This is a genomic window from Thalassobaculum sp. (assembly GCF_040219215.1).
Taxonomy (GTDB): Bacteria; Pseudomonadota; Alphaproteobacteria; order Thalassobaculales; family Thalassobaculaceae; genus Thalassobaculum_A.
Map to the genome: position 1 here is coordinate 1 of NZ_JAVJSX010000036.1, position 10,248 is coordinate 10,248.

16 protein-coding genes are annotated in these 10,248 nt (G+C 67.7%); 1 reads left to right on the forward strand and 15 read right to left on the reverse strand.

Annotated elements, in window-relative coordinates:
- Positions 1–13: 13 nt before the first annotated feature.
- On the forward strand, positions 14–346 hold the full coding sequence (locus RIC54_RS23630; protein WP_502989644.1) for a YnfA family protein: 333 nt from the start codon (positions 14–16) through the stop codon (positions 344–346).
- 127 nt (positions 347–473) lie between these two features.
- On the opposite strand, the gene RIC54_RS23635 is transcribed toward RIC54_RS23630, so the two are convergent.
- The 15 genes from RIC54_RS23635 to RIC54_RS23705 form a co-directional block, all read right to left on the reverse strand.
- Positions 474–692, reverse strand: coding sequence for a hypothetical protein (locus RIC54_RS23635; protein ID WP_350084783.1), 219 nt, complete (start codon positions 690–692; stop codon positions 474–476).
- A gap of 49 nt (positions 693–741) precedes the next feature.
- Entirely contained in the window at positions 742–1,356 is a 615-nt protein-coding gene (locus RIC54_RS23640) for a class I SAM-dependent methyltransferase (RefSeq protein WP_350084782.1), read from the reverse strand.
- A gap of 379 nt (positions 1,357–1,735) precedes the next feature.
- Positions 1,736–2,785, reverse strand: a complete 1,050-nt coding sequence (locus RIC54_RS23645) for an MFS transporter (RefSeq protein WP_350084781.1) — start codon at positions 2,783–2,785, stop codon at positions 1,736–1,738.
- 224 nt (positions 2,786–3,009) lie between these two features.
- Entirely contained in the window at positions 3,010–3,681 is a 672-nt protein-coding gene (locus RIC54_RS23650; RefSeq protein ID WP_350151495.1) for a cytochrome c biogenesis protein CcdA, read from the reverse strand.
- A gap of 69 nt (positions 3,682–3,750) precedes the next feature.
- The gene (locus RIC54_RS23655) at positions 3,751–4,485 is read right to left on the reverse strand and encodes a cytochrome c biogenesis CcdA family protein (RefSeq protein ID WP_350084779.1); all 735 of its coding nucleotides are present in this window, start codon (positions 4,483–4,485) and stop codon (positions 3,751–3,753) included.
- 3 nt (positions 4,486–4,488) lie between these two features.
- Positions 4,489–4,986: a hypothetical protein gene (locus RIC54_RS23660; protein WP_350084778.1), complete on the reverse strand. Its 498-nt coding sequence runs from the start codon at positions 4,984–4,986 to the stop codon at positions 4,489–4,491.
- Positions 4,983–5,414, reverse strand: coding sequence for a c-type cytochrome (locus RIC54_RS23665; RefSeq protein WP_350084777.1), 432 nt, complete (start codon positions 5,412–5,414; stop codon positions 4,983–4,985). The genes RIC54_RS23660 and RIC54_RS23665 overlap by 4 nt, the downstream gene beginning before the upstream one ends.
- Complete coding sequence (locus RIC54_RS23670; RefSeq protein WP_350084776.1) at positions 5,411–6,322, reverse strand: WD40/YVTN/BNR-like repeat-containing protein; 912 nt, start codon at positions 6,320–6,322, stop codon at positions 5,411–5,413. Before RIC54_RS23670 ends, RIC54_RS23665 begins: the two co-directional genes overlap by 4 nt.
- Positions 6,323–6,370: 48 nt before the next feature.
- Positions 6,371–7,054 carry an SCO family protein gene (locus RIC54_RS23675; protein WP_350084775.1) on the reverse strand — a complete coding sequence of 228 codons (684 nt, stop codon included), beginning with the start codon at positions 7,052–7,054 and terminating at the stop codon, positions 6,371–6,373.
- A gap of 56 nt (positions 7,055–7,110) precedes the next feature.
- Positions 7,111–7,362, reverse strand: a complete 252-nt coding sequence (locus RIC54_RS23680; RefSeq protein ID WP_350084774.1) for a hypothetical protein — start codon at positions 7,360–7,362, stop codon at positions 7,111–7,113.
- Complete coding sequence (locus RIC54_RS23685) at positions 7,355–7,774, reverse strand: hypothetical protein (RefSeq protein ID WP_350084773.1); 420 nt, start codon at positions 7,772–7,774, stop codon at positions 7,355–7,357. The genes RIC54_RS23680 and RIC54_RS23685 overlap by 8 nt, the downstream gene beginning before the upstream one ends.
- Positions 7,771–8,427: a TlpA family protein disulfide reductase gene (locus RIC54_RS23690; RefSeq protein ID WP_350084772.1), complete on the reverse strand. Its 657-nt coding sequence runs from the start codon at positions 8,425–8,427 to the stop codon at positions 7,771–7,773. The genes RIC54_RS23685 and RIC54_RS23690 overlap by 4 nt, the downstream gene beginning before the upstream one ends.
- Positions 8,424–9,053 (reverse strand): DsbE family thiol:disulfide interchange protein, encoded by a 630-nt coding sequence (locus RIC54_RS23695; RefSeq protein ID WP_350084771.1) that lies wholly within the window; start codon positions 9,051–9,053, stop codon positions 8,424–8,426. The genes RIC54_RS23690 and RIC54_RS23695 overlap by 4 nt, the downstream gene beginning before the upstream one ends.
- A gap of 4 nt (positions 9,054–9,057) precedes the next feature.
- A complete protein-coding gene (locus RIC54_RS23700; RefSeq protein WP_350084770.1) occupies positions 9,058–9,492 on the reverse strand; it encodes a DUF411 domain-containing protein in 435 nt (144 codons plus the stop codon).
- A gap of 43 nt (positions 9,493–9,535) precedes the next feature.
- Positions 9,536–10,248 (reverse strand): c-type cytochrome (locus RIC54_RS23705; protein ID WP_350151497.1); only part of this gene is annotated, 713 nt, incomplete at its 5' end.

Sequence of the window (10,248 nt, forward strand, 5' to 3'; positions counted from 1 at the left end):
CAGCTTGACCGCTATGTTGCCGTCGCTGGCGATCTACATCGCCGCCGCCTTCGCCGAGATCGCCGGCTGCTTCGCCTTCTGGGCTTGGTTACGGCTCGATAGAAGCCCGTTGTGGCTGCTGCCGGGCATGGTGTCGCTTGCGCTGTTCGCGTTTCTGCTGACCCGGGTCGACCTGGAGTTCGCCGGGCGCACCTATGCTGCGTATGGAGCGATCTACATCGCCGCATCACTGGTGTGGCTATGGGCAGCGGAAGGGCAGGCGCCCGATCGCTGGGACCTGGCGGGCGCGATCCTCTGTGTGCTCGGCGCGGCTGTCATCCTGATGGGGCCACACGCCCGAACGTAAGTCCGAGGCATCTTGATGCGCGGATGCGCCATGTTCTCGCGCAACCGGACGTCCGCTCATACGAGCGACTGCCATCGTTGCTTTCCAGGCGCAAAGCCGGAGATGATCGAGATCGCCCGGCCGGACGTCACTTGCGTCCCGACGTGAGGTGCTTCACGAGGGCTGCGATCCCGAGGACGAGCAGGATCAGAACGAGCAGCCAGAACAGGCCCATTGCCCAGCCCATCCCCCACATGCCTTCCATCATCATCGACGATCTCCTTTCGTTGTTGCGGTCTCGGCGGATTCGCCGGCCCGAGGTCGCCTTAATCGACTCGATCAGCGTGCCAATGCGGTCGGCTCCCATCGGGGCGGCGTCGACAGAACCTCGCGTTTGTCTTGCGTGTTCCGTCTGGCTATCCCGGGCGCGCCCGGCCCTCATACATGAAGGTCATCGGCCTCGGCCCCTTGGCGTAGCCGGTCTCGATCCCCGTGATGTCGAAGCCCCCGGCCTCGATCAGGCTGCGGATCGGCCGGTTCAGGTGGCAGCCGCCACCGATCCGCTTCCAGGCCGGCGTCAGCCGGTCCTGCCAGCGGCGCACGCCCGGATCCGGCGCCAGCCCGTGCTCGACGAACAGCAGCTGCCCGCCGGGCTTGAGCACACGCCGCACCTCGGCGAGGGCCTGAACCGCTCCGGGGATGCTGCACAGCGTCCAGGTCGTCAGCACGGTGTCGACGCTGCCGTCGTCCAGCGGAATAGCCTCTGCCGAGCCATCGATGAAGCGTACCGGTAGTGTCGAGTTCTGTGCGGCGCGCTCGGCCATGGCGATCAGCCGCGGCGACGGGTCGAGCCCGATCACCTCGCGTGCATCGGGGCCGTAGAACGGAAGGTTGAGTCCGGAGCCGATGCCGATCTCCAGCACCCGGCCCTCCGCGGCGGAGAGCACGCGCTGCCTGTACGGCACGAGGGTCCGGTTCCGCATGGCAAGGTTGGTGAGATGCGGCAGGATACGGTCTTCGTAGAAATTCATTACAAGTCCTCCGAATACCCGGGGCAGATCAGCCGATCGTCGCAAGGGCAGGAAAGGTGGCGAGCAGCCAGTAGGAGAAGACGCTGAACTGGCCGCTTATCATCGCGATCCCCATCCGGACCATGCTGCGAAGCTAGTTCGCAGTCGGGCTGGTGGCCCGAATTGTAGATCCGCATACCGTCCTCCTCGCGCTGCTCGATCGGATGGGGCGGATCGAGACCCGTGATCACGTGACGGGGCAAGTAGGCCGCTAATCCGTGTCGCCGCGGCGCGTCCAAGCGGTCAAACCGGCCGTCAGTTGCGCTCATTGCTGTCCGACGCTTGGCGAGAAGTCTCGGAACTTTCGCCTTCGGATCACACCCGCCTTGTCGCTGGTCGGTCAACTTGAACCGCTTGATCCACCGCCCGGCGTCGCCTCCGGGTGGCGCCGCGGCGAGACGCGTAGCAGAATCAGTCCTTGCAGCCCTGCCGCCAGCGCGGAGATCGCAAACAGGCTCGGCAACCCAACCGTCGCGGCAGCTCCGCCGGCAAGCAGGGGTAGCAGGAACGCCGGCGCCGTAATGGCATTGAAATAGCCGCTGTACGCCGGCCGCCGATCTTCCGGCGAGATCTCCATGAGGTAGCCGATCACGGCGATCGTGAGGCCGTTGGCAAGCGCGCCGAGGACCACGAATACCGCCACGAATGCCGCGAGAACCTGATCCTTGTCCAAAGCAACGGAGCTGATCACGAGGATGACGATGGGCGGCGTCATTCGGCCGAACGCGATCGCCCGAAGCAAACTGACCTTGCCCCATTTGTCGCCCCACCAACCCCACGGAAGGTTCGACATCAGTGCGCCTGTGGTCTGTGCGGCGAGCAGGATAGCAGCGTCCTTCAATCCCAGACCGAGCGCGTCGGCTTGAACGATGTAGAACGGCAGCGCCATCAGGGCTGCGCCACCACACCATTGCGCATATACGAACAGCCTGAATGTCTGGTCCGTCCGCATGACTGCCATACCTTCCTTCAGGTAGGCGTAAAAAGTTGGTTTGGTGTCGCCGCTTTCGGTCTTGGCGCCCGGCTCCCCCATACTGGTGAATACCACCGACGACAGGTACATCAGGATCGCCGCCAAGCCGACGATTGCGGCATAGGAAATCGGGAACGCCAACCGCTCGATCATCCGGTCGGCGATTGCGGCAACGCCGAGCGCAATCACGCCGCCGCCGAAGAAGCGGGTTGCCAGCAACCGGCTGCGAAGATCCGGAGGTACGGCGCGGGCGACAATGTCGTTGTAGGGCACGGCCACGATCCCGCTAACGAAAGCGTAGACCGTCCAGATCGACATGACCCAGGTGGCGAGCCAGACTGTGGACCAGCCCTGCCCGGCGAACAGGAAGACAGCCAACGCCGCCATGCAGGTTGCGCGACCGAACGCGCCGATCACGTAATACCGCATGCTGGAGCCGCGTCGCTGGGCAAGGAACCCGATGATCAGCTGCGGGAACAGCCAGCCGAACCTCAGGATGGCGGTGACCGCGCCGACGAGGATCGGGCTGCCGGTCAGCTGAAAGACCAGCGCGGACATGATCGTGGCAGAATCCACTGCCGCCGATCCTGCCTGAAACGTGACGCCTGCGGCGGCGACGCTTACGAACCGACGCCGCACGCTCATCGGCCCGCCCAATCCGCCGGATCGACGAACAGCCCGAACCAGATTGACCAGAGGCCAAGACCGGCAAAGACGAGGCCGACCAACACTCGCGTGCTCCGTGCACGCATGCGCAGCGACTCCAGGTACGAGACGAAGTCCGGGACGACCAGGAAGAGTGCGAGCGGTAGCGACAGGAACAGCCCGAACAGGAACATCATCCCGAAGCCGGCGGCAATCGTGCCGAGCGAGGCAGCGAGCCCCAGGAGTCCAAAGAGGATCGGTGCCGAGCAAGCTGGAATGTTCAAGCCGAATGCCAGACCCAGCAGGATCGGGCTCGGCGACAAACGCCAGCCCTGCGGTACGAGGCCCACCCGCATGATCCGGAATTGAAGTGTCCCACCGATCAGGGTCAGGGCGAACACCAGGTACACGAACCCGAATACCAGCCACAAAGTCGTCTGAACGGCGATTAGAAAGCCGCCGAGATACGCGACGAAGGCGCCGAAAAGACCGGTCACCAGTGACCGAACCAGGATGAAGACGGTCAGCGAGCGCAGCCGGGCGCTGATCGGTAAGCTGCCCTGCGACCTGAGATAGATGAGGTGAGCGCCGATCGTGCAAGGCTCGATGAAGCCAAGTAGTCCCAGCCCAATCGGTAACAGGATCATGGCGACCGGTGTGAACTCCATGGACGGAACATGCCACGCTGCGATTTACCGGACCAAATCAAGGCATCGTGCGTTCAAGCCCACAACCGGTCAGCCTATTCTCGCGAGAATCGGGAACGCATCCAGGAGCCAGTATGACAATGCGCCGAGCTGGCCAGTGATCATGGCGACCCCCATCAGAACCATCACGCCGCCGGCGCCGACCTGGAGGACCCGACCGGCACGGCCGATCGACCGCAGCCGCGCGGCGAGCGCATCGGTGAAGACGGCTGCGAGCAGGAACGGCACGCCGAGCCCGGCAGCGTACACGGCGAGCAGCAACACGCCGCCGCCGACCGTCGCCGACGCCGCTCCTACCGTCAGGATGGCGCCGAGCACCGGTCCGATGCACGGCGTCCAGCCGAACGCGAAGGCGAGTCCGAGCATGTACGCCGAGGTCGCCCGCCCGCCCGGCACCTTCGCGTGGAAGCGCAGCTCGCGCATCATCCAGGCCGGCCGCACCGCCCCGATCAGGAACAGCCCGAACAGGATGACAATCGTGCCGCCGACGAGGTTGAACTCGTAGCGCCAGGCGAGCAGCAACTGGCCGAGGGCGGTGGCGCTGGCACCGAGCACGACGAACACCGTGGCGAACCCGAGCACGAAGCAGAGCCCGAGCCCGATCGCCGGCAGCCGCAAGGCTGCCACGCCACCGCCGATCTGCAGGCGGCCGCCGGCAACGTAGGACACGTAGCCGGGCACCAGCGGCAGCACGCAAGGCGACAGGAACGAGATCACGCCGGCCGCGAAGGCGGCGAGAAGGCCGATGTTCGAGATCTCCGGCATCGGTCAGCCGCCTCGCGCCACGCGGCGGCGCGCCCACCAGAAGGCGAAGAGCGGAACCACGATCCACTGGGCGAGGGGGGCGAGGCCGGTTCCGATCAACGGTAGCCGCGGCATCGTCTCCGTGTAGGCCCAACTGGCCCGGATCTCGGTGTTGAGCCATTCGCTGAACACCGTGTAGCCGAGACCGCCTAACATCGCGAGGACGGCCACCGTCGCGAAGCGGTCGCGCGGCCATTCTCCGGTTCCCGCAACGAGCAGTGCACCGAGCAGGGCCGCGCCGGCGATCAGCACATCGCCGCCGGTGCAGTGCAGGGCCGCGAAGGCGATCTCGCGCGGCGTGCCGTCGTGCCAGATCGTGTAGAGTGGAAGCTGAACGAACTCCCAGGCGAGATTGCCGACCGCGATCACGGCCAGGTACCGGCGCAGCACCGGGAACCAAGCGCTGGACGCGCCGACGCGTTGTGCAGCGGAGCCACCGACCTCGGCCTGCGAGCCCGTCATCGCGTTGAACCCTCGGTCGTACGGTTGCGCGTCGACAGCTCGCGGAGATAGGCGATCAGATCGAGACGCACCCGCGCGTCCGCGATGCCCGGCATGACCATCGCGTTGCCCGGAACGAGGGCCTTCGGATCCCGCAACCAGGTGTCCAGCGCCTCTTCCGTCCACACGACGCCGGCCCGCTTCAGGGCGTCGGAATAACGCCCGAAGCCCTCCACGGTGCCGGCGGCCCGGCCGTATACGGTGGCCAGGCTGGGCCCGTTCCTGTGCTCGGCCGACTCGGCCGCGTGGCAGGTGGCGCAGCGCAGGAATTCCCGCTTGCCGCGCCGGGAATCGCCCTCGGCCCTCCCTGTCGCGGGCATGAGGATCGCGCCGGCGATGACAAGCGGCAGAAGCCGAAGGGCAGGTTGGTTCGTCGTTCGCTGCTTCATGCCGACCCCGCGCCCAATCGGCTCCAGCTTCGCCCGCCGTCGCGGCTCACATGCAGGGACTGGGCGCGCGTGCCCGGGTCGAGCGTGACCGCGTAGAGCCTGTGCATGTCGCCGTCCGGAATAGCCGCCAGATGCAGGACATAGGCATCGCCGAAACCGTTCCCGATGGTTGCCCACTGGAAGCCCGGCTCCGATACGCGCACCAGGCCGGTGCCGACGATGAAGGCGTAGACGGTGCCGTCGGACATCACATGCACCGCCGTGGCCGGCGTCCGCAGCAGATGCGCCGGCCGCCATTGCCTCCCTCCGTCGGTGCTCACCTTCAGCCCGCCCCGCGCCGCGGCGTAGAGCCGGTCGACGTCCGTGCTGGAGGCGGCCAGGGCGATCAGGCCCTCGGGCGCGGGACCGACGACCGTCCAGCTGCGGCCACCGTCCGTGCTCCTCTGCAGATCGCCGAAGACGCCGTAGACGACGGCAGGATCCGCCTTGCTGACGTCCATCTGATGGAAGTCGACCGGTCCACCGGCGCCGTCCGCCAGCTTCGACCAGGACTTGCCGCCGTCCCGCGAGACGACGAAGCCGAGATTGCCGCCGCCCGCCGGATGTCCACTCGCGTAGAGCAGTTCCGGATCGGTCGGGTGCGGCGTGAAGCCCATGAAGTCGTCCCGCGTGTCCGAGACCTGCTGGGCCTTGCCGTCAGGGCTTACGATGAACAGGCCGTGATGGGTCGCCAGATACAGCCGGTCGGGATCGCGCGGATCGACGGCGATGCCGTGGAAATGGGTCTCTCCGGTCAGGGCGACGACCGTGGTCTCGCTCGTCGCGAACGAGCGGCTGGCGAGCAACCCCGTGGCGGCCACGGCGAGGGCGGCCGGCAGGAGATAGAGGAGGGTGCGTCTGGTGGTCATGATCGATGCCTCACTTGGACGGCCGATAAGCGAGAAAGCCGGTGATTGTCAGAACCAGTTCCTGATCTTTTCCCAGAGCGTCGGTTCGGCCGGCTTCTGCGGATTGTTGGTGAGCCCGTTGACGTAGAGCACCAGGTTCAGCGGGTCGAACTTCAGGCCGTGGAAGTTCGCGGCCCAGCGCCCACCATGTTCGACCACGTGGGTGACGACGCCATGCACCTGCAGCCCGTCCTCCGTGACCATGAACTTGTGGCCGTACGCCTCGACCAGCTTGCGCGTCGTGTCCTCGCCCTGGTCCGGCCCGGCGGTCAGGAACACCCAGTTCGCCGGGTCGAGCCCGTGTGCCGGGCCGTAGTCCTTCAGCACTTCCGGCGTGTCGTTCGCCGGATCGGTGGTGATCGTGACGAACTGGACCCGATCCTGCATCGGGGTCTGGTTCACCATCTGCTGGATCTCGGCGATCTTCTCGGCGTGTAACGGACAGACGTCCGGGCAGCCCGCATAGATGAAGTGCATCACCACGATCCGGTCGGCGAAGTCGGACAGCGCCATCGGCTTGCCGTCGGCGTCGACCAGCGCGAAGGCCGGCGCCGGTCTGTCGATGGTCTGGAAGAATTCCTCCTTGCCGGTCATCACCTCGTCGAGCTTGTCGCCGGGGTGGTGGGCGGCAGCCGGCGAACCGAGCGCCAGCAGGACCGGCAGCGCAAGGGCCGGGATTGTCGTTGCTCGCATGGGTCTCTTTCCGTGCGGTGAGTGGGGCCGACCGGCGGTCGGCCCCCATATCGGTGTCAGCCGTTGGACGGCGCCTGACCGGGAGTGTCCTGGCGCCATTGCTCGTTCGGCGCGCCGGAGCCGCCCTGGCGCATCGACTGCATCATCTCGCTGCAGCCGGCCATCATCTCCGTCATCTCGCCCATCATGCCTTGGCCCATCATCGAGCCGCCGGACCCGCCGGACTCGTGGGCGTGGAGGGCCGGTGCGGCCGCGAGGCCGGCGACCAGCAGGCTTGCCGCGGCCAGGATCTTCGTTGATTTACGCATCGGTGGTGTTCCATTCCTTCGGGGGTTGCGGTTCGGCATCCGCGAGCGATGCCACCACGGCGCCGGTCGGGATCTGGTCGGTGGTCGTGTCCGACGGATCGACGGGCACGGCCGGCTTAGCGTCAGGCGCGGCGTCGGGAGCCATCGCGCCCGCCGAGCACGACTTGCCGCCTCCCTTGCTCATGCAGAGACCGAGCCCGCACATGGCGGCGCAGGGCAAGAGGCTGACCAGGATCGGCGCGATGCCCGCTGCCGTGAGCCAGCCCCAGTTCAGGGCCAGTCCGGCGGCGAGCGCGAGGCCCGCGAGGACGAGCAGGACGCGGCGGCGGCCCAGGTAATGGCGGGCCAGGCCGAGCAGGTCGTGTGCGAGGGACGGTCGCGGTGCTTCCGTCGGTCCGGTGGAGACGGTCATGATGATGATCCTTGCCTGTTGGCCGTGGTTGGCGTGGCGCCGGCCGCCCGCGAGAGCTGCCTGCGGAAAAACGTCACCATCGACGGCGTGTCCCATTCCGCCGGCCCGACGTGCCGCGCGACCTCGCGGCCATCGCGGTCGATCAGCAGCGTGGTGGGAAGACCGTATGCGCCGAGATCCCTTGCGGCCTTCGCGCTGACGTCGATGTACCGCCCGAGATGCTTCACCCCGATCTCGGCGTAGAACCGGTCGACGGCTTCGATCCCGATCCGGTCGATGGACAGGGCGACCACCTCGAAATCCTGCCCGCCGAGGGCGGCCTGCAGGCTGTCGAGCGTCGGCATCTCCTCGCGGCAGGGGCCGCACCATGTAGCCCAGACGTTCAGCAGCACCACCTTGCCCCGGAAGTCGGCGAGGGTGATTGGCCCGCCGTCGCCATCCGCGAACCTCAGTTCCGGGACCGGCCGCGGCGAGTCGTGCAGCGTCATCGCGGCCGGCGACTTCGCCGGCGAGCCCTTGGCCGTCACCGGTCCCCCGGATGCGGCCGGCGATACGTCCCGATATTCGAGCACCCCGAGGATCGCGAGACCGATCAGAAGGCCGCCGGCGACGCCGATGGCGGACCGGGCATACAGTCGCTGAAGGCGCGTCATGGCTTGCGCTCCGTGCCCGTTCGCGGCTCGGTGGCTCCCGTACGCAGCCGGCGGACCAGCGGCAGGATGGTCGCGTCCAGGTCCCGGCGGGTCAGCGGGCCGATATGCTTGTGGACGATCCGGCCCTCGGCGCTGACGACGAAGGTCTCGGGCACCCCGTAGACGCCCCAGTCGATCGCCACTCGGCCGTCACGGTCGGCACCGGTGCGCGTGTAGGGGTCGCCCAGCTTGTCGAGCCACTCTGCGGCGTCCGCCGGCTTGTCCTTGTAGTTGAGGCCGTGGATCGGAACGGCACCCTCGGCCTTCAGCGCCATGAACAGCGGGTGCTCCTCCCGGCAGGCGGTGCACCACGAGGCGAACACGTTCACCAGCGATACCTCGCCCGCGAGGTCGGTGCTCGACAGGCCGGCCGTCCGCCCCTCGACCGCCGGCAGGTCGAACGCCGGGACCGGCTTGCCGACCAGCGCCGAGGGAATCTCCCGCGGGTTGCGGGTCAGGCTCCACGCCAGCACCGCGCCGACGACGAGCGTGCCCGCGAGCGGCAAGACGACCAGCAGGCGCCGCAGCGGCCTGCGGTCCGATACTGGCAGCGGATCAGCCGTGCCGGCTTGCGCGGCATGCGCCATGGCCCTACTCCACCGCATAGACCTTCGGCGCACCATCGCCGATCTCGTAGATCGTGAACGGCGCGGTCTTCTGCCCGTTCATGCCCGGCGAGCCCATCGGCATGCCCGGCAGGGTCACGCCCTTGATTCCGGGGCGCTCGCTCAGCAGCCGGTTCACCGTCGCGGCCGGGACGTGGCCGCTGACCACATAGCCGTCGACGAACGTCAGGTGGCAGCCCTGGAAGTCGTCGGTCATTCCGGCCTCGCGGCCCATCGTGACGAGGTCGTGGGTCGGCTTGACGGTCACCGCGTAGCCATTCTGCCGCAGGTAGTCGGCATAGCCCTCGCAGCAGCCGCATTGCGGGTTCTTGTAGAGCGTCGCGGTCCTTGCCGGATCGGCGGCCTGGGCGTGGCCGACCGGCAGGAGCAGCAGGCCGAGGAGTGCGATCAGTCGAAGCATGGGACGGTTCCTTTCGCAGATCGGTTCGGGAGAGGAGCGCACATCAGCACGCCTCCTCGACGAGGTTGTTCAGGTCGCGGAGGCTGGCGAACACGATGGAGACGCGGTCGCCCATCATGCCGGCGCCGACGATCACCGGCGCGCCGGGCGCGGGGCCGGTATCGCGGGTGTCGAGCTTGAGGCGGACATTCATTTCCCAGTAGGGCGTCTCGACACCGTCTGCGGTGGTCACGACGAAGCTGTCGCCGCAATGCCGAACCTTCGTCACCTGGGCGCCCGGCGGCGTTGGCGTCAGCGGCTCCGGCTTCTGGCCACGGGCGTAACCGGCCGGCACGAGGCCGCGGTCGACGACCGCCTCGGCGCCCCCGGGTGCCATGGCGAGCGCCAGGAAAGCCACCAGGTCGGCCCGGTCCCGCTCCGCCGCGATGCCGCGGAACACCATTCGGGTATCAGGGATCATCGCACGCGGGTCGGCGAGCCAAGCGTCGAGCACCGCCGCGTCCCAGTCGAAGTCGGCCGACCTCAGGCCCGCCGAGTAGCGGGCGAAGCCCTCGACCTTGCCGGCCGGGCGCTGCCAGAGGCCGGCCAGGCTCGGCCCGGTGAGGTGGCTGCCGGCCTCCAGCGAGTGGCAGGCGACGCAGGCGCGGTAGAGCTGGCCGCCGCGCCGGGGGTCGCCGTCGGCCCGGGCGCCGGTCACCATGGCCATCGTCACCATGATCGCGGCGACGGCGAGCCTGGGGATCGATCCCGCGCTCA

Coding starts and splice junctions, on each gene's coding strand:
- RIC54_RS23630 (WP_502989644.1), top strand. CDS start 14: ATGTTGCCGTCGCTGGCGATCTACATCGCCGCCGCCTTCGCCGAGATC.
- RIC54_RS23635 (WP_350084783.1), bottom strand. CDS start 692: ATGGGAGCCGACCGCATTGGCACGCTGATCGAGTCGATTAAGGCGACC.
- RIC54_RS23640 (WP_350084782.1), bottom strand. CDS start 1,356: ATGAATTTCTACGAAGACCGTATCCTGCCGCATCTCACCAACCTTGCC.
- RIC54_RS23650 (WP_350151495.1), bottom strand. CDS start 3,681: ATGGAGTTCACACCGGTCGCCATGATCCTGTTACCGATTGGGCTGGGA.
- RIC54_RS23655 (WP_350084779.1), bottom strand. CDS start 4,485: ATGCCGGAGATCTCGAACATCGGCCTTCTCGCCGCCTTCGCGGCCGGC.
- RIC54_RS23660 (WP_350084778.1), bottom strand. CDS start 4,986: ATGACGGGCTCGCAGGCCGAGGTCGGTGGCTCCGCTGCACAACGCGTC.
- RIC54_RS23665 (WP_350084777.1), bottom strand. CDS start 5,414: ATGAAGCAGCGAACGACGAACCAACCTGCCCTTCGGCTTCTGCCGCTT.
- RIC54_RS23670 (WP_350084776.1), bottom strand. CDS start 6,322: ATGACCACCAGACGCACCCTCCTCTATCTCCTGCCGGCCGCCCTCGCC.
- RIC54_RS23675 (WP_350084775.1), bottom strand. CDS start 7,054: ATGCGAGCAACGACAATCCCGGCCCTTGCGCTGCCGGTCCTGCTGGCG.
- RIC54_RS23680 (WP_350084774.1), bottom strand. CDS start 7,362: ATGCGTAAATCAACGAAGATCCTGGCCGCGGCAAGCCTGCTGGTCGCC.
- RIC54_RS23685 (WP_350084773.1), bottom strand. CDS start 7,774: ATGACCGTCTCCACCGGACCGACGGAAGCACCGCGACCGTCCCTCGCA.
- RIC54_RS23690 (WP_350084772.1), bottom strand. CDS start 8,427: ATGACGCGCCTTCAGCGACTGTATGCCCGGTCCGCCATCGGCGTCGCC.
- RIC54_RS23695 (WP_350084771.1), bottom strand. CDS start 9,053: ATGGCGCATGCCGCGCAAGCCGGCACGGCTGATCCGCTGCCAGTATCG.
- RIC54_RS23700 (WP_350084770.1), bottom strand. CDS start 9,492: ATGCTTCGACTGATCGCACTCCTCGGCCTGCTGCTCCTGCCGGTCGGC.